Origin of the sequence: Halalkalibacter alkaliphilus (genome assembly GCF_023555415.1) — a bacterium.
Lineage (GTDB): Bacteria > Bacillota > Bacilli > Bacillales > Bacillaceae_D > Halalkalibacter > Halalkalibacter alkaliphilus.
The window spans coordinates 158044-176041 of record NZ_JAKRYL010000009.1 but is presented as its reverse complement, the minus strand read 5'-3'; the positions used below and the strand labels follow the sequence as shown (position 1 = coordinate 176041).

The following is a 17998-nucleotide window of genomic DNA, read 5'->3' as shown; positions in this document are numbered from 1 at the left end:
AAAGAACGCCCATCAGGCGTTCCTTTCACTAACATGGACTTCATATCGTGGAATTTCCTTACGAAGTGCTCGGTTTAGCTTATCCATCTCTTTTTTCTTATCTTCTTCGTTTAAGCCAGCAGGTGGTGTGACATTGACGAAGGCGTGATGCCCGGCAATGATCACTATCCCCGCATCCATGCCATGTTCATCTTCAATAATATGGTGAATCAGCGCTTCATCATTGCCGAGATGTCTGCGTTCTCGGTGTAACGATTTGAAGCTTGTTCCTGTATTAATTTCACCTGGATGGTCGTACGCAGGTGGTTGTCGAAACAAACTACCGTAGTTGGCTGGCCCTGGACCAAGCAACCCATATGCAAGTTGACCAGCATCTGGTGTTCGCGCCTCAGGATTATTATGAGTTACGGCGTTTCCTTGAGCCTGTGGTGGTTGAGGATCTTCCCCACAGCCTGTCACTAACACTAACCCCATCGCTATACAGCTTAGCCATTTTTTGTTCATGTCCAAAACACCTCCATGCTTACCTAAATGGGGCTGCATAATTAGTATGTCCGGACGATGAATGAAAGGTTCCTGTTAGTTTTGACCAGACTTTATCGCAAGTGCAGGCAAAAGTGGCGGCTTATTTGGTATTTCATGACAATGACGGCAGCGCGGCTCATATGATTCTGACGCACCAACAAGAATGACTGGATCCGTATAAGATGCTGGCTTGCCATCGATTAAGCGCTGTGTTCTGCTTGCTGGTGAACCACAGCTTGGACACACCGCTTGAAGTTTTGTAACCTCTTCGGCTAATGCCATTAACCGTTGTGTCGGACCAAATGGCTCGCCACGAAAATCTTGATCAAGCCCCGCACAAATGACTCGTTTTCCATTGTTGGCAAGTTCATCGACGACAGCGATAATCGCTTCATCGAAAAATTGCACCTCGTCAATTGCAACGACTTGCGTTTCTTCTTTCACTAGTTCAAGAATATCCATCGAATGCTTAACAGGAGCCGCTACAACCTTTGTTCCATTATGTGAGACGACTTCTTCCTCACTATAGCGGTTATCGATTTCTGGTTTAAATACTTGAACAATTAATTTTCCAAAACTAACACGACGAACGCGTCTAATTAACTCCTCTGACTTTCCGGAAAACATGCTCCCGCAGATTACTTCGATCCAGCCTTCTTGTTTCATCACGTACATTAAATTTCCCCACCTTACAGCAAATGTATCTTCTATATGAACGGAATTAATCCAATTATAAATGTCATTACTACGTAGTATGTGCAAAAAAAACAGGCAAGAGCTGTGCGCTTGCCTGTTAGTTTATACAATTTTACTTCATGTTGTATTTCTTTTTGAACCTATCAACACGGCCACCAACATCAGTAAGCTTCTGCTTACCAGTGTAGAACGGGTGAGAATCCGAGCTAATCTCAACTTTTAGAAGTGGATACGTGTTACCGTCTTCCCATTCGATCGTTTCATTTGATCCTTTTGTAGAACCAGACAAAAACTTAAAGCCTGTGCTTGTATCTTGGAAAACCACTTTTTGGTAATTAGGGTGAATTCCTTGTTTCATTACTTTCATCTCCTTTTGCCCTGAATCTCTTCGAAACAGAGTTATCTAAATCACACATGACGAAATTATAACAAGTTGACAGGTAAAAATCAACTCTGTATGCATAGAAAAAAATGGTTTATGTCATCTTCATCTCTTTTCAACAAGACAATAAAATTGACAGAAGCCTTTCCTACGCGTACCTTACCTCTTCACTTTACGCTTCATTTCCTCATCCATCGCTTCAAAGAAATCAATATTTGTTTTTGTTTCTTTCACTCGCTTAATGAAATGATCAACAAATTCCGGCGTATCGCTCATTGTTTTGCGGATCGCCCACAGTTTTTCTAGCTGGCTTTTTGGCATAAGAAGTTCTTCTTTTCTTGTTCCAGATCTGCGAATATCGATGGAAGGAAAAATACGGCGCTCTGACAATTTGCGGTCAAGATGCAATTCCATGTTTCCTGTTCCTTTAAATTCTTCGTAGATGACATCGTCCATTCTTGATCCTGTCTCAACTAGGGCAGTTGCTAAAATCGTTAAACTTCCGCCTTCTTCAATGTTTCTTGCAGCACCGAAGAAACGTTTCGGACGGTGGAACGCAGCTGGGTCAATACCCCCAGATAGAGTTCGTCCACTTGGAGGGATGACGAGGTTATACGCACGAGCTAAACGAGTAATACTATCCATAAGAATGACCACATCTTTTTTGTGTTCAACAAGTCTCATCGCTCTTTCAAGGACGAGCTCAGCTACTTTAATGTGATTTTCAGGAACTTCATCGAATGTTGAGCTGACGACTTCTGCTTTTACAGAACGCTCAATGTCAGTTACTTCCTCAGGACGCTCGTCAATTAAAAGAACGATTAATTCGACATCAGGGTGGTTTTCTGCAATACTATTTGCAACTTCCTTCATCAATGATGTCTTCCCTGCTTTTGGCGGAGCGACAATCAATCCACGTTGACCAAAACCAACAGGTGAGATCATATCAATAATTCGTGATGATACACGGCCAGGTTTCGTTTCTAGCTCAATCTTTTGTTCAGGATAAAGCGGTGTCAAAGCTGGAAAATATGGGCGATCTCTTGATGTTTCAGGAGCATCCCCGTTCACAGCCTCTACATGAAGAAGTCCGTGATACCTTTCATTTTCCTTTGGCGGCCTTACTTTTCCAGAGACTTTATCACCATTTCTTAAATCAAAACGGCGGATTTGTGACGCAGAAATATAAATATCCTCTGAGCTTGGCATGTAATTAATTGGACGTAAGAAACCAAAGCCTTCAGATTGGATAATTTCCAATACGCCTTCCATGAACATAAGGCCATCTTTTTCTGCTTGCGCTTTTAAAATAGCAAAAACCAGCTCTTTTTTTGTTAATTTACTATAATAGGAAACCTTGTACTCTTTAGCTAATTCATAGAGCTCTTTCAGCTTCATATTTTCTAATTCGGAGATATTGACTCCCATTAGGAACACCACACTTCTATATTTAATAAATCCCCATGTGCACAAAAAAGTAAGCATGAGCGCAAGGAGACAGTTTTTTTCAATTTTTAAGCATAGGAAAAAATCATATTAATATCCTCATTGTATCTTTAAACTTTAGAATAAAGTGTAAAGGAAAATTCGAGGGTTCTGGAGATTAGAGGGAAAGGACAAATAAAAAGTACGAACATATATACTATTTTAACCACAACACTAATAATTATTCAACAATAAAATATAAATTCTTTAAAGATACATAATTTGAGAGGTGTCCCCAAAAGGTCAAAGAACAGACCTTTTGGGGACACCCCCTGCAAAAACTACCGAATAACTAAATCCGGTTTCTTTTTCATACTATGTTTTCCGTCAACGAAACGTACAGTTCCTGACTTCGCACGCATAACGAGGGATTGCGTCGTTGCAGATGATCCATGATAGCGAACTCCTTTTAACAGTTCCCCATCTGTGACACCTGTTGCTGCAAAAATACAATCATCGCCTGAAACGAGGTCGTCCATGTGTAATATTTTGTTCACATCTTCAATCCCCATTTTCTTACAACGAGCTAACTCATCTTCGTTAGCAGGAAGAAGTTTACCTTGAAGCTCTCCACCTAAACATTTTAAACCAACAGCAGCGATTACTCCCTCAGGAGCTCCACCGGACCCAAGCATAATATCTACACCTGTGTCGCCAAAGGCCGTGTTGATTGCTGCGGCTACATCACCATCTGATAAAAGCTTAATTCTAGCACCTGCCAAACGGATATCTTGGATCATTTTTTCATGGCGATCACGATTTAAGATCGATACAACAAGGTCTTCGATATCTTTGCCTTTTGCTTTGGCAACGGCTTTTAAGTTATCAATAACCGGCGCATTAATATCAACCTTTCCAACCGCCTCTGGTCCAACAGCGATTTTGTCCATGTACATATCAGGTGCATGAAGAAGATTTCCGTGATCGGCGATTGCAAGTACTGCTAGTGCATTCCATTGTCCTGAAGCAACAATATTTGTTCCTTCTAATGGATCTACAGCAACATCGACACGAGAACCATAGCCATTACCAAGCTTTTCGCCGATATAAAGCATTGGTGCCTCGTCCATTTCACCTTCTCCGATTACAACGGTACCCTTCATAGGAATCGTATCAAATACGTCACGCATCGCTTCAGTTGCAGCACGGTCAGCTTCATCTTTGTTTCCTCGTCCCATCCAGCGACCTGATGCTAATGCAGCAGCTTCTGTTACGCGGACTAACTCCATCGATAAACTTCTCTCCATCTTGCTCCCCCCACGTCATTTAACTGTTTACTTGATCTAACTCCTCTTCGGTCATCGTTTCACGCCAAATTTTCGCGCCTAAACCGATCAATTTCTCTTCTAAATTGGCATAACCACGGTCAATATGTTCTAGTCCGGAAATTTCCGTAACTCCTTCAGCAAGAAGGCCAGCTACAACGAGAGCTGCACCAGCACGCAAGTCGCTTGCACGAACCTTTGCACCTTGCAGTTTCGTTTTGCCGTTAATAATTGCTGAACGACCTTCCACCTTGACATTGGCACCCATTCTTCTTAATTCATCGATATGCTTAAAACGAGCGTTGTAAATCGTATCTGTTACAATGCTTGTTCCCTCTGCTTGTGTTAAGAGACTTGTAAATGGTTGTTGAAGGTCTGTTGGGAAACCAGGATAGACTAGTGTTTTAATGTCCACCCCGACTTTTTCCCCACTGTTATGTATCAACAATTTGTCATCTGATACTTCAATACCTACGCCCATTTCTCTTAGCTTTGCAATCAGTGATTCAACGTGATACGGAATAATATTATCGATGATCACTTTCTGCCCCATAGCCGCAGCTAAAATCATATACGTCCCAGCTTCAATACGGTCCGGAATAATTGAGTGTCTGCAGCCATTAAGTGACTCAACTCCATCAATTCGGATCACATTCGTACCGGCACCTTTAATCTTTGCCCCCATACTTGTTAGAAGGGTTGCTACATCAATGATTTCTGGCTCTTTTGCAGCATTTTCAATGATCGTTTGACCTTTTGCCTTTACCGCAGCAAGCATAATATTAATCGTAGCGCCCACACTAACAACATCAAGGTAAATCCGTGCTCCCTTGAGCTCTTCAGCACGTAAATAAATGGCACCTTGCTCATTTGTTACTTTCGCGCCTAATGCTTCAAATCCTTTAATATGTTGATCAATCGGCCTTGGTCCTAGATTACAACCACCAGGTAAGCCGATCACAGCTTTTTTAAATTTTCCGAGCATAGCTCCCATTAAATAATAGGAAGCACGTAATTTTTTTACACGTCCATTCGGTAATGGCATCGCGATCATCGATTCTGGATTGATTACCATTTCGTTATCACTTAACTCAACTTTTCCGCCAATTTCCTCTAGTAGTTCGCCAAGCAATTGAACATCGGAAATTTCCGGTAAATTATCAATTGTTACTTTGGAATCTGCTAAAATAGCTGCAGGAATTAACGCCACCGCACTATTTTTTGCTCCACTAATTTGTACTGTACCTTCTAGCGGATATCCGCCTTCAATCATTAATTTATCCATAACCGCATCCCTTCCGTTGGTGCATTTATAAAAAGACACAATTTTGCTCTCTATATTCCATTATAACCACAACATAGAAAATGTAACGTGTTTTTCTATGTACGATTGTAAAGGAATTCTGAACAAAAAGCTACGGACGGCAAGCCGATAAAAATTAGCGGTTATTCCAGTCTGCTAAAAACTTCTCAATTCCTTGATCTGTTAATGGATGCTTTGAAAGCTGTTGAATAACATTGAACGGAATCGTTGCAATATGAGCTCCTCTGCGAGCTGCCTCAGATACATGAACTGGATGACGAACAGATGCAGCAATAATTTCTGTTGGAATTTCATGAGCATCGAAGATTTCTACGATTTCAGAAATAAGCTCTAACCCATTTTGACCAATATCATCAAGTCTACCTAGGAATGGAGACACATAAGTTGCTCCTGCACGTGCTGCAAGCAATGCTTGTACACCTGAGAATACAAGAGTTACGTTTGTTTTGATGCCTAGTTCAGAAAATGCGTGAACTGCTTTTAGACCTTCAGTTGTCATCGGAACTTTAACTGTAATGTTTGGAGCGATTGCCGCTAGTTCTTTTCCTTCTGCAATCATCCCTTCAGCATCTAGCGCAATAACTTCAGCACTAACTGAATCTTCTGTTACAACTGTTGTAATTTCACGTAAGCGGTCATGGAAGTCCACGCCTTCTTTTGCTACTAGTGAAGGGTTTGTTGTAACCCCTGCTAAAACACCTAAAGATTTTGCTTCCTTAATTTGCTCAATGTTTGCAGTATCAATAAAAAATTTCATGTTTCTCTTCCTCCCAATAATTGTTTCTATATTTTTTTATTGTTATCACTCGACAAAAACCGTCAAAGCGTTTACAAATTTATTTTTTTAGAAAATTAAAAATAAAAATAATGCCATTAAAAGCAGCTCGCTTGACCTGCTTTTAATGGGAATCAATTTATGCTTTGTTTGAAGAACCAAATTCACGCATTTTACCTTTAACTGTTTCTTTGATCGCTTCGCGTGCAGGACCTAAGTATTTACGAGGATCGTATTCTTCAGGTTTTGCAGCAAGTGTTTCACGAACAGCTTTTGCAGAAGAGATTTGGCTTTCTGTATTTACATTAATTTTCGCATGTCCAAATTGGATTGCTTTTTGAATATCACCAGTTGGGATACCAGTACCACCGTGTAGTACAAGAGGGATACCTACTAACTCATCGATTTCCTTCATGCGGTCAAATCCAAGATTTGGCTCACCTTTGTATGGACCGTGAACAGAACCAAGAGCTGGAGCGAAGCAGTCTACGCCAGTAGCTTCAACTAGTTCCTTACACTCAGATGGAATCGCGTATGCAGCATCTGCATCATCAACGATTAAGTCATCTTCTTGTCCACCGATACGACCAAGCTCAGCTTCTACTGATACTCCAAGAGCATGAGCAACAGCTACTACTTGCTTCGTGATTGCAATGTTCTCTTCTAATGGATGGTGAGATCCGTCAATCATAACAGATGTGAAACCTGCATGGATTGCTTCCACACATTTTTCAAAACTTGAACCGTGGTCAAGGTGAATTGCAACAGGAACTGTTACGTTGTACTCTTCCATAAGAGCTTCAACAATTGCCACAATTGTTTTGAAACCACCCATGTAACGAGCTGCACCTTCAGATACACCTAAAATTACTGGTGATTGTTCCTCTTGGGCAGCTTGTAAGATTGCTTGAGTAAATTCAAGGTTATTTAAGTTGAATTGACCCACCGCATAGCTTTCTGCCTTCGCTTTGTTAAGCATGTCCTTCATTGATACTAAAGGCATTGTACATCCTCCTTCATGTTAGAGCGAATCTTTAGATAACAGACGTAAATATGATCGCCGTATCTATTTAACAAGTTACCCGAAATGTCAGCAAATATCCAACTTGCCTATGTATAAAGTCTCTTGCTAAATAGAGATAAATCTATAAGAGAGCTCGATAGTTAATCGAGTTCATTATAGCATATCTCGACCAAAAAACACGCGTTTCTACAAGGTTTTCGCAACTTTTTGAATGTAAGCGGTTTATAGTGACACTTGTCACTATGATACAGCTAAGCTGTTTTTAATGACTTCACGAATGTCATCAATATCGAATGGTTTTGCAAAGTGAGTGATCGCTCCTAAGCTCATTGCTTCATTAATTAAATTCAATTCACCATACGCTGTCATCATAATGACATCCACTTCCGCATGATTTTCTTTAATTCGTTTTAGGATTTCCAAACCATCCATACCTGGAATCTTCATATCTAGAAGAACGAGATCTGGCTTTTCTTCTTCAACGATTTTCAGTGCTTGTACCCCATTTGCTGCCTCATGCATAACATACCCGTCTTTTTGAAGAATTTCACAAAGCAATACACGAATTCCATACTGATCGTCTACGACTAAAATTTTCTTCACTGAAAACACTCCTTTCAATTTTGGTGTGTATTATTTTCTTTCCGAATTTATATCAGTTAAAATAAATCACACACAGTTCACAACAAGATAAGTTCTGTATGGCCATGTAAAAATCCTTCCTTAATTCTAAACAATCGTCGGACAGTGTCCGACATTCGCTGTCTAAGGGTGTCGATGTTTCCATCGTCATACGCTACTATTCCAAATGGAGGCCTGCATTTTGAAAAAAATTTTTACAACACAATTGGTTGGTTTATTTAATAATTTAGATGAGTTTCTACTTGAAGATGCTGCCCGCTTGTTAAGCCAAGCTCTTGTTGGTGATGGCAACATCTATATTTATGGAAAAGATGAAATGGCAGCAGTTAGCGTAGAAGCTCTAGATGGAAAAGAACAGCTCAATCAAGTTGCCCCTTTATTTAAAGAAGGAAAAATGGTTAAGCTTGATCCTGCTGATCGAGTGTTCCTTCTTTCAAGAAAATCTGACGATGAAGAGATGCTAGAAATTGCTGAACAAATTAGCGAGCAAAACATTTCTATTGTTGGCTTATCTGCTACCTATAGTAACAAAGGGAACAAATGGACTGATTTGGTCGACATTCACCTTGATTTAAATGTGGCTCAAAGTCTTGTCCCGACAGATACAGGCGAACGAATCGGTTATCCATCATCATTGCTTGCGTTATATACGTACTTTTGCTTATATTTGCTCATTTCTGAGATCCTATCCGAGGTTGAATAGTTTTTTTCTTGGAATTGGAAGTTGAGTCTTTTAGGATACTGTCCAAACAATCTTAATTTACTCCAAAAAGCAAAACACCCCATATCCGGTGTTTTGCTTTTTCAAAACTTCGCATGTGTATGATGTTTGATGTACAAAAACAGTTTGGTAAACCAATATGCAATCGAACCCAAAATAAAATATCCGACAAACATATAAAAATTTAACAATGTCTCGTGAAGTTGAAGCACATTAATTTTCTCATACAGAAAAAAGATGCCAATTTGTCTATGGAGTTCAACCAAGCCAATTCCTACCACTGCACTAACTCCTAGTAGCCAAAGGTGAAAATTCTTTCCTCGATCGGTACAAAACTGATACAACAACAAATAGATCACTGGCAAAAGCGATGCATTAATCGATAGTGTAAAAGGATACTGAGGCAAGATCATATAAGGATGTTCCCAATACCCATACTTACTCATGTAAGCATCAAAATACGTGTAGAGAACATGGGCTGTGTATCCGTAAAATAAAATTTCAAAAAAGCGCTTTCTATTTAAAAGTAAGTACAAAGCGACTAACGGAATAATGAGCAAAGCAATAAGATACCAAAACTGCCATGTTGATGGATCTGAATACGTAGCCCAATACTCATCTGACAACAAGTTTGTTTCTACTCGAGCTTCATTTATTTTATCAATAAAATCTTTATGTGTCATAACACAGCTCCTTCCATCCATATTTTTGTTTTTCCATGGCTGACTCAAAAGGGTAAATCACACTTTTTGGGTCAGCCCTTTATTCCGCATCTTTTTTTCTTTTATTAATAGAAACAGCTTTGTGAACCAAAATATAAAAATGGAAGTCATATAGTTGTTTAGAAAGATGTAAAAATTAAGGAAACCGCTATGGAGTTGAAGCACATTTATTTTTTCATGAATTTGAAATAAATTTAACTGTTTGTGGATTTCAACCCAACCTAGACCTACAACTGCACTGACAACTAGTGACCAGAGATAGAAGTTTCTCTTATGCTCCGTGCAGTATTGATAAAGCAACATATAAATAACAGGAAGAATGGCTGCATTTACCGATAACGCAAAAGGAAACTGAGATAAAATCATATAAGGGTGATCGACATAACCATACCGAACGAGAAAAGAATCACCATACGTAAACAAGACGTGGATAGAGTAGCCAAAGAATAGTATTTCAAAGAATCTTTCTTTGTTAATATAGATAAATAAAAGCACTAAAGGGATAATAAGCAAAACTAAATGATACCAAAATTGCCAAGTCGATGCGTCAGAATATAATGCCCAATACTCATCAGTCATAACATTAGCCTTCGTTTGCACTCTATTAATGTTTTCAATAAATTCCTGTTGTCTCATAACAACGCTCCTCTCACCCATATTTTTGGTAAATGGCGACGTGATTATTCAACAACACAAAAGACAGCACAAAAAGGGTCTGACCCCTACCCCCTGGGGGTAGGGGTCAGACCCCTCTTCACTACACTAAAGCAATATTATTTTTTCAAAGATGCGCCTACGAATTCTCTAAATAGAGGTTGTGGGCGTGTTGGTCTTGAGCTGAATTCTGGGTGGAACTGTGATGCGATAAAATATGGGTGTTCTTCTAGCTCAATAATTTCAACAAGTCTTCCGTCTGGGCTTGTCCCAGAGAAGATGAATCCTGCTTTTTCCATTTGGTCACGGTACTCATTATTGAACTCATAACGGTGACGGTGACGCTCATACACAATTTGCTCATTGTATGTTGCAGCTGCAACCGTTCCGTCTGTTAACTTACAAGGGAATAAACCAAGACGAAGCGTTCCACCCATATCTTCTACGTCCTTTTGTTCAGGAAGCAGGTCAATGATTGGATATGGCGTTTCTGGATTTAACTCTGCAGAGTGAGCACCTTCTAATCCAAGTACGTTACGTGCATACTCAATTGAAGCTAGCTGCATTCCTAAGCAAATCCCTAAGAATGGAACATTGTTCTCACGAGCATAACGAATCGCTGAAATTTTCCCTTCAACTCCACGATCTCCAAATCCACCAGGAACTAAAATACCATCAGCTGACCCAACTAACTCAGCAACATTTTCATCTGTCACTTCCTCAGCGTCAATCCACTGTATATCAACATCAGCATCAAACGCATAACCAGCATGACGAAGTGCTTCAGCCACTGACAAATACGCATCTTGCAAAGCAACGTATTTACCAACAAGGGCAATCGTCACTTTTCCAGATAAATTCTGTACTTTTTCAACTAACGCTGTCCACTCTGTCATATCCGCTTCTTTGCACTCAAGCTTCAAATGCTTACAAACAATTGTATCAAGATGTTGTGCTTGAAGATCTAATGGCACTTGATAAAGAGTATCCGCATCACGTGCTTCAATAACCGCGTTTTTGTCGATATCACAGAATAACGCAATTTTCTCTTTCATATCTTGAGGAACTGGCTTTTCTGTACGAACGACGATCACATTAGGTTGAATACCAAGGCTGCGTAACTCTTTTACACTATGTTGTGTTGGTTTTGATTTCATTTCTCCCGCAGCAGCAAGATAAGGAATGAGCGTACAGTGAACGTACATCACATTTTCGTATCCAGCATCGCTTTTAATTTGACGAATGGCTTCTAAGAACGGCAAACTTTCGATATCCCCTACTGTTCCACCGATTTCTGTAATAACAACATCTGCACTAGTTTCGCGGCCTGCACGAAAAACGCGCTCTTTAATTTCATTCGTCACGTGTGGGATAACTTGAACCGTTCCACCTAGATAATCACCGCGACGCTCTTTCTTTAAAACAGTTGAGTACACACGTCCTGTTGTTACGTTACTGTTTTGACTAAGATTAATATCGATAAAACGCTCATAATGTCCTAAGTCTAAGTCTGTTTCTGCTCCGTCTTCTGTAACGAATACTTCCCCGTGCTGATACGGGCTCATTGTTCCTGGGTCCACGTTAATGTATGGGTCAAACTTTTGAATCGTTACTTTTAAGCCACGATTTTTTAATAAACGTCCTAGTGATGCAGCTGTAATTCCTTTTCCGAGTGATGACACTACGCCACCAGTTACAAAAATATACTTCGTTGCCATGTTGTTTTCGTCTCCCTTGCTTAATATATAAGTATTCTCTCCTACACGGAGCGTCTTCACACGAAGTGCAGCCAACACACAGCTGGCATACAGATAACTACGGGGTACTTATTAATGATTCTTCCCTTTAGGGTATGTTATATAAAAATAAAAAAACAAAAGTGACAGCTCTCCCTAGAAAGGGGGCGCACTTTTGTTTTTGTTTTATAAAATTATTCCAATTAGATTTCTTAAGCCCTAAATGATTCTACCTATATTGCTTACAGAAGTCAAGTAGATTTCATTCGTTAAAATTAACGAAGATCCTCATCTTCCTCTTCGATATCTTCGTCATCATCTGTGTCGTCAATATCTAAGTCTTCATCCGCATCATCGAAATCCGCGTCATCATCTTCGTCTTCATCGAGATCGTCCTCATCGGCAATTTCATCAAGCTCATCTTCAAGATCTTCGTACTCATCTTCGTAATCTTCAAATCCATCATCAAGTGTATCCACATCATCCAATGCTGCCTTCGCCTTTTTGCGTGGCTTCACAGGTGTTGTAATTTCTTCTTCAGCCTGCTCTAATGGATACCAGCTTTTTAAACCCCAACGGTTGTCGCCTAAAGAGTGAAAGCGTCCATCGATGTTCATATCTGTATATAGGTTTGCAATTCGTTGTTCTACTTCTTCTTTTGACATTTCCTTAACCTCTGCCACTTTGTTTACGAGGTCATAATAATCATAAGGTGTGCGCTCATCCTTCATAATTTCAAACGCAACCTCCACCATCGACATCTCTTGTAATACTTCTTTATCCAATTCTTGTAGCTTCATAAAAGGCACGTCCTTTCAGTCAATCTTCTTCTATCTATTGATCCAATCGTTGTTGGCATTTCAAGCATACTTTTCATTATAAACATATTTCCGGTGTTTATGCTAGTTCATGGAAGAAGAAAGTCTATTAGCTGGCAATTAGCTTCGTAATATACAGATTTGTTTTACCTAATTCAATCAACTCATCGTGCAGACGAACAAGCGGATTAATGGGATCTTGTGGAAAAATAAAAACAATCTCCGCAACTTCTCCATTACTTAACTCGGCATATTGACCAATGGAAAGCTCCATAAACTTGGTAACAAACATGGCTGCATATGTAGGTTCCAATTTTCCAAATGATTCATCTTTAATATGCTTTAAAACAGCGTATAGAGAATGCCCTTTCCGATAAACACGGTCAGACGTCATCGCGTGAAACACATCGGCAATGGCAATGACTTTTGAAAAAGGATGAATCTCATTTGCTCCTTTTTGATAGGGATAGCCTGTTCCATCCTCTCTTTCATGGTGCTCTAAAGCCATTAAACAAATATCCTCAGAATAAATAGAGCCTATTTTTAACAGCTCATATCCGTAAGTAGGATGCATTTTTATTTCAGCAAATTCTTCATTCGACAGTCGACCTGGTTTCGTCAACACGCCGTCACTTAACTCCAATTTTCCTATATCATGCAAAAGTCCACCAAGTGTAATCTTTTTTCTGTCCTCTTCTGAAAAATGAAGCCAATTGGCTAACATCGAAGCGACAACAGAAACACCAATATTATGGCGATATGTATAATTATCTTTATCAAACAGTCCTTCTAACAGTGTAGCTAGCCGCTCCTCGCGTGCTAGTAATTCGACAGTTGGAAGAACGGTTGATTCAATTTGAGTAAGTGCATGTTTATCTTTTTTAAACTTTTCAAAAATGTCACGTATTTCATTGGCTGCCCCTTCAATCAAATCGATGGGATTATCCTTATTCTTATTAGATGCACCTTGCAAAGCGTACTCCAATTGGTCAACGCTTACATTTATTTTTCTTAACAAAGGTTCTGATAACACGGTTCCCCTTTTTAGGAGAAGTGTCCCTTCATCACTAACTAAATCATGCAAAAGCTCTAAGCCAATATAACGCTGATGAAGTTCTGCAATCATTTTCCTCCCCCTAAAATATGGCATTTCATCTATTATACAATATCCCTTTAATTTGGAAAGCTTTAAGCAGGAAAAAAGAGCACTAAAAAAGGTAAACATTCCCTCCCTCCTTTAGTACCCTTCTCGCCTTCAAATAAGACCTACATATTTCTACGATACTGTCCCCCTACTTCATAAAGTGCTGCCGTAATTTGCCCTAAGCTTGCTACTTTGACGGTCTCCATCAACTGTGCAAATACATTTCCACCTTGAATCGCTGTTTGCTGAAGATGTTTCAAAGCTATTGTGGAATCTTGTTCATGCTTCTTTTGGAACTGGCGTAAATTGATAATTTGTTGTTCCTTCTCTTCCTTTGTCGCACGAGCCAACTCTAGTTCGAATTCACCGTCAGCTACTTGATGGTTCGGATTTACATACGTATTTACACCTATTATCGGTAAATCCCCTGTATGCTTTTTCATCTCATAAAACATAGATTCTTCTTGAATTTTGCTGCGCTGATACTGAGTTTCCATCGCTCCAAGTACGCCGCCACGATCATTGATTTGCTCAAGTTCGCGCAGTACGGCTTCTTCTACTAAATTCGTTAATTCCTCAATTATGAAAGAGCCTTGTAACGAGTTTTCATTTTTGGCAAGACCCAGCTCCTTTGAAATGATCATTTGAATCGCCATCGCCCGTCTAACTGAGTTCTCCGTTGGCGTTGTAATCGCTTCATCATACGCATTTGTATGAAGAGAATTACAGTTATCATAAATAGCCATTAATGCTTGTAGCGTTGTTCTTATATCATTAAAGTCAATTTCCTGAGCATGTAACGACCGGCCTGATGTTTGAATATGATATTTTAATTTTTGGCTTCTTTCATTCGCCTTGTATTTATGCTTCATAACCGTTGACCATATTCTTCTTGCGACCCGGCCAATGACCGTATATTCTGGGTCCAATCCATTGCTGAAGAAAAAGGACAGATTCGGTGCAAACTTGTTTATATCCATGCCGCGGCTTAAGTAATACTCGACATACGTAAACCCATTAGCAAGTGTAAAGGCAAGCTGTGAAATCGGATTTGCTCCTGCTTCGGCAATATGATAGCCAGAAATTGAGACCGAATAATAGTTACGAACGTCATAATCAATAAAATATTGCTGAATATCTCCCATCATTCGAAGTGCAAATTCAGTTGAAAAAATACAGGTGTTTTGCCCTTGGTCTTCTTTTAAAATATCAGCTTGAACCGTTCCTCTGACAACTTTTAGTGTTTGTCGTTTAATCGACTCAAGCTCTTCTTCTGTCGGGTTACGCCCATGCTCATTTTTAAAGCGATCTGACTGCTGGTCAATCGCTGTATTCATAAACATCGCAAGTAAAATCGGAGCCGGACCATTAATCGTCATTGAAACCGATGTTTGCGGCGCACACAAATCAAAGCCTGCATACAGCATCTTCATATCATCTAACGTACAAATACTAACCCCGCTCTCACCAACCTTGCCGTATATATCAGGCCGATAATCAGGATCTTCTCCGTACAATGTAACCGAATCAAACGCCGTACTTAAGCGCTTTGCCTCATCATCTTTTGATAAATAATGAAAACGCCGGTTCGTTCTCTCCGGTGTACCTTCCCCAGCAAATTGCCGTTTCGGATCTTCTCCTTTTCTCTTAAATGGAAACACTCCCGCTGTAAATGGAAAATGTCCAGGAACGTTCTCTTCCATCGACCATTTTAAAATGTCTCCCCAATCAGAGAATTTTGGCAGCGCCACCTTTGGAATTTTCAAGCCCGATAAGCTTTCTGTCGTTAGTTCTGTCACGATTTCTTTATCGCGAATTTTTGTCACAAAGATGTCTTGTTTGTAGGCTTCTTTTAACGAATTCCAGCTGTCTAGAATTTGTTTTGAAGATGGGAGGAGCTGCTCTTCGTATTGTTTCTTTACGTCATGTAACTGCTTTAAAGCTTCGTTTTCTGGTGCTTGTTCCTCAAGTGTGTGGAGCGCACCTGTTAACTGAAACAATGTACGTGCAACCTTGGCCTGTTCATCGGTTGTTTTTTTATACTGCCTAATCGTTTGGACGATGTCTCGCAAATAATGAGTTTGCTCAGGTGGGATGATAATGTTTTGTTTTATGACCTCTGTACTCGTTTCAATCATCGTTTCCCAGTTGTTATGACTAATCTGGGCAATACGTTCAATTAGGGCGGCAAACAGCGTATTCGTCCCTAGATCATTGAACTGACTTGCAATCGTCCCGTACACTGGCATAGCTTCAAGTCGTTCATCAAAACGGTTGTGACTGCGCTGATATTGTTTACGAACATGCCTTAGTGCATCCTCTGACCCTTTTCGGTCAAATTTATTAATTGCAATCAAATCAGCAAAATCAATCATATCAATCTTCTCAAGCTGCGAAGGCGCCCCGTATTCACTCGTCATTACATACATCGAAATATCAGCAACCTCGATGATTTCAGCATCCCCTTGGCCAATCCCGCTCGTTTCAACAATAATCAAATCATAGCCAGCTGCTTTCACAACTGCGATCGCCTCTTTCAGACTCGCTGAAATCTCTGTACGCGACCCGCGTGTTGCAAGCGAACGCATAAAGACACGCGGATCGTGAATGGCATTCATCCGAATTCGGTCCCCTAAGAGCGCTCCACCTGTTTTTTGTTTGGTCGGATCAATCGAGAGAATCGCGACCGTTTTATCCTTAAACTCAAATAAAAATCTTCGGACCAGTTCATCGGTTAAGGAGCTTTTCCCTGCTCCTCCTGTTCCTGTAATCCCGACAACTGGTACAGGTGTGGCGAGTTGGTTGATTTGTTGAAACGTCTTTTTGAACATACCTTCCTGTCGATGCTCCGCAATGGTGATAAGTCGTGCAACCGTGCTCGGATCTTTTTCTTTTAGCTTTGTGATATCTTTCTCGCCTGTTCCTGCAACATTAAAATCACACTCTCTCAGCATTTGATCAATCATGCCTTGCAGACCATGCTTGCGTCCATCTTCAGGTGAAAAAATCCGTGAAATCCCGTAGTCGTGCAGCTCTTTCATTTCTGGAGGGGTGATGACGCCGCCTCCTCCCCCGTAAATACGAATATGCCCTGCCCCTTTTTCTTGCAAAAGATCATAACAGTATTTAAAAAACTCGACATGTCCTCCTTGGTACGAGGAAATTGCAATCCCTTGCACATCCTCTTGTATGGAAGCGTTTACAACTTCTTCGACAGAGCGGTTATGCCCAAGGTGAATAACCTCAGCCCCGCTCGCCTGCAAAATTCTTCTCATAATGTTAATGGACGCATCATGACCATCAAACAAACTTGACGCGGTCACAAAACGCACATGATTTTTCGGACGGTACGTTTCTGACATGAACACTACTCCTCCTTTAAATCGGGCGGTGATCGACTCCTTGAAGCAGCTGCTCGACTTGTAAGGTCGTATATTCTTCTAAACTAAAATGCTTCTGAATTTGCCATCTTCTAAATGTCCACATATGTCCTTGCACTAAAATATTATGAGCAACTAGCTTCACCCTAGCATCATCATCTACATTGATTACCCCTTCTTTGGCGCAATCACGAATGACTTTTTCAATCATTTCGGTCATTTCTACTTCTTTTTGGAGCACGTAAGACAGTGCCTCTTTCGGAAGGGATTTCGCCTCTTGATACATGACAAGCACCTCATCCTGCATATCATGAATCACTTGAAAATATGCAGCAACTGCCTTTTTCAGTCTATCAATACCTTCATTGTTTGTATCAAGGTGATAAGCCAGACGATCTCTTACCTCTTCATATATTGCATCACAAACAAGGTAAAGGATATCTTCCTTTGATCTAATATATTCATAAAGTGTCCCAATGCTAAAACCTGACTCTTTTGCAATTTCTCTCGTCGTTGTGCGATGGAACCCCTTTTCAATAAATAAGCGGACAGCTCCTTTGACCATTTGTTCACGACGTTTTTTAATTAATTCTGGATCTTTGACTAACGATGGAACGGATTTCTTCAAATTTGCCAACCTACTTCCTCTCACTTTTCTCTAATATCTCTTAGCATACTAGACTTTTGGACAATCTACCATACTGA

At 40.1% G+C, this 17998-nt stretch carries 17 protein-coding genes; 1 reads left to right on the top strand and 16 read right to left on the bottom strand.

The window, feature by feature from the left end; all coding sequences use genetic code 11:
• Positions 1-12: 12 nt before the first annotated feature.
• From MF646_RS10835 to MF646_RS10795, 9 genes are all read right to left on the bottom strand, one after another.
• A complete protein-coding gene (locus tag MF646_RS10835) occupies positions 13-504 on the bottom strand; it encodes a hypothetical protein (protein WP_250096508.1) in 492 nt (163 codons plus the stop codon).
• Between the two features lie 75 nt (positions 505-579).
• Positions 580-1200 carry a thymidine kinase gene (locus tag MF646_RS10830; RefSeq protein WP_250096507.1) on the bottom strand — a complete coding sequence of 207 codons (621 nt, stop codon included), beginning with the start codon at positions 1198-1200 and terminating at the stop codon, positions 580-582.
• Between the two features lie 133 nt (positions 1201-1333).
• Entirely contained in the window at positions 1334-1579 is a 246-nt protein-coding gene (locus MF646_RS10825; RefSeq protein ID WP_250096506.1) for a type B 50S ribosomal protein L31, read from the bottom strand.
• A gap of 183 nt (positions 1580-1762) precedes the next feature.
• Positions 1763-3031, bottom strand: coding sequence for a transcription termination factor Rho (gene rho / locus MF646_RS10820; RefSeq protein WP_250096505.1), 1269 nt, complete (start codon positions 3029-3031; stop codon positions 1763-1765).
• 338 nt (positions 3032-3369) lie between these two features.
• A complete protein-coding gene (glpX, locus tag MF646_RS10815; RefSeq protein WP_250096504.1) occupies positions 3370-4335 on the bottom strand; it encodes a class II fructose-bisphosphatase in 966 nt (321 codons plus the stop codon).
• 19 nt (positions 4336-4354) lie between these two features.
• A complete protein-coding gene (locus MF646_RS10810) occupies positions 4355-5638 on the bottom strand; it encodes a UDP-N-acetylglucosamine 1-carboxyvinyltransferase (protein WP_250096503.1) in 1284 nt (427 codons plus the stop codon).
• Positions 5639-5792: 154 nt separating this feature from the next.
• On the bottom strand, positions 5793-6434 hold the full coding sequence (gene fsa / locus MF646_RS10805; RefSeq protein ID WP_250096502.1) for a fructose-6-phosphate aldolase: 642 nt from the start codon (positions 6432-6434) through the stop codon (positions 5793-5795).
• Positions 6435-6591: 157 nt separating this feature from the next.
• On the bottom strand, positions 6592-7455 hold the full coding sequence (locus MF646_RS10800; RefSeq protein WP_250096501.1) for a class II fructose-bisphosphate aldolase: 864 nt from the start codon (positions 7453-7455) through the stop codon (positions 6592-6594).
• Between the two features lie 261 nt (positions 7456-7716).
• Positions 7717-8079: a response regulator gene (locus MF646_RS10795; RefSeq protein ID WP_034632964.1), complete on the bottom strand. Its 363-nt coding sequence runs from the start codon at positions 8077-8079 to the stop codon at positions 7717-7719.
• A 220-nt stretch (positions 8080-8299) separates the two neighbouring features.
• Here MF646_RS10795 and MF646_RS10790 point away from each other — a divergent pair, with 220 nt between their 5' ends.
• A complete protein-coding gene (locus MF646_RS10790) occupies positions 8300-8821 on the top strand; it encodes a DUF2529 family protein (protein ID WP_250096500.1) in 522 nt (173 codons plus the stop codon).
• A gap of 101 nt (positions 8822-8922) precedes the next feature.
• On the opposite strand, the gene MF646_RS10785 is transcribed toward MF646_RS10790, so the two are convergent.
• From MF646_RS10785 to MF646_RS10755, 7 genes are all read right to left on the bottom strand, one after another.
• The gene (locus MF646_RS10785) at positions 8923-9522 is read right to left on the bottom strand and encodes a hypothetical protein (RefSeq protein WP_250096499.1); all 600 of its coding nucleotides are present in this window, start codon (positions 9520-9522) and stop codon (positions 8923-8925) included.
• A 57-nt stretch (positions 9523-9579) separates the two neighbouring features.
• On the bottom strand, positions 9580-10197 hold the full coding sequence (locus MF646_RS10780) for a hypothetical protein (RefSeq protein WP_250096498.1): 618 nt from the start codon (positions 10195-10197) through the stop codon (positions 9580-9582).
• Between the two features lie 137 nt (positions 10198-10334).
• Positions 10335-11933 carry a CTP synthase gene (locus MF646_RS10775; protein ID WP_250096497.1) on the bottom strand — a complete coding sequence of 533 codons (1599 nt, stop codon included), beginning with the start codon at positions 11931-11933 and terminating at the stop codon, positions 10335-10337.
• A 293-nt stretch (positions 11934-12226) separates the two neighbouring features.
• Complete coding sequence (rpoE, locus tag MF646_RS10770) at positions 12227-12751, bottom strand: DNA-directed RNA polymerase subunit delta (protein WP_250096496.1); 525 nt, start codon at positions 12749-12751, stop codon at positions 12227-12229.
• 127 nt (positions 12752-12878) lie between these two features.
• A complete protein-coding gene (locus MF646_RS10765) occupies positions 12879-13895 on the bottom strand; it encodes an HD-GYP domain-containing protein (protein WP_250096495.1) in 1017 nt (338 codons plus the stop codon).
• A gap of 140 nt (positions 13896-14035) precedes the next feature.
• Positions 14036-17275, bottom strand: coding sequence for a fused isobutyryl-CoA mutase/GTPase IcmF (gene icmF, locus MF646_RS10760; RefSeq protein ID WP_250096494.1), 3240 nt, complete (start codon positions 17273-17275; stop codon positions 14036-14038).
• 16 nt (positions 17276-17291) lie between these two features.
• Positions 17292-17930 carry a TetR/AcrR family transcriptional regulator gene (locus MF646_RS10755; RefSeq protein ID WP_476729805.1) on the bottom strand — a complete coding sequence of 213 codons (639 nt, stop codon included), beginning with the start codon at positions 17928-17930 and terminating at the stop codon, positions 17292-17294.
• Between the last annotated feature and the right edge of the window lie 68 nt (positions 17931-17998).

Bases quoted from the DNA above. Each gene is read 5' to 3' on its own strand.
- MF646_RS10835 (WP_250096508.1), bottom strand. From the start codon at position 504: ATGAACAAAAAATGGCTAAGCTGTATAGCGATGGGGTTAGTGTTAGTG.
- MF646_RS10830 (WP_250096507.1), bottom strand. From the start codon at position 1,200: ATGTACGTGATGAAACAAGAAGGCTGGATCGAAGTAATCTGCGGGAGC.
- MF646_RS10825 (WP_250096506.1), bottom strand. From the start codon at position 1,579: ATGAAACAAGGAATTCACCCTAATTACCAAAAAGTGGTTTTCCAAGAT.
- rho (WP_250096505.1), bottom strand. From the start codon at position 3,031: ATGGGAGTCAATATCTCCGAATTAGAAAATATGAAGCTGAAAGAGCTC.
- glpX (WP_250096504.1), bottom strand. From the start codon at position 4,335: ATGGAGAGAAGTTTATCGATGGAGTTAGTCCGCGTAACAGAAGCTGCT.
- MF646_RS10810 (WP_250096503.1), bottom strand. From the start codon at position 5,638: ATGGATAAATTAATGATTGAAGGCGGATATCCGCTAGAAGGTACAGTA.
- fsa (WP_250096502.1), bottom strand. From the start codon at position 6,434: ATGAAATTTTTTATTGATACTGCAAACATTGAGCAAATTAAGGAAGCA.
- MF646_RS10800 (WP_250096501.1), bottom strand. From the start codon at position 7,455: ATGCCTTTAGTATCAATGAAGGACATGCTTAACAAAGCGAAGGCAGAA.
- MF646_RS10785 (WP_250096499.1), bottom strand. From the start codon at position 9,522: ATGACACATAAAGATTTTATTGATAAAATAAATGAAGCTCGAGTAGAA.
- MF646_RS10780 (WP_250096498.1), bottom strand. From the start codon at position 10,197: ATGAGACAACAGGAATTTATTGAAAACATTAATAGAGTGCAAACGAAG.
- MF646_RS10775 (WP_250096497.1), bottom strand. From the start codon at position 11,933: ATGGCAACGAAGTATATTTTTGTAACTGGTGGCGTAGTGTCATCACTC.
- rpoE (WP_250096496.1), bottom strand. From the start codon at position 12,751: ATGAAGCTACAAGAATTGGATAAAGAAGTATTACAAGAGATGTCGATG.
- MF646_RS10765 (WP_250096495.1), bottom strand. From the start codon at position 13,895: ATGATTGCAGAACTTCATCAGCGTTATATTGGCTTAGAGCTTTTGCAT.
- icmF (WP_250096494.1), bottom strand. From the start codon at position 17,275: ATGTCAGAAACGTACCGTCCGAAAAATCATGTGCGTTTTGTGACCGCG.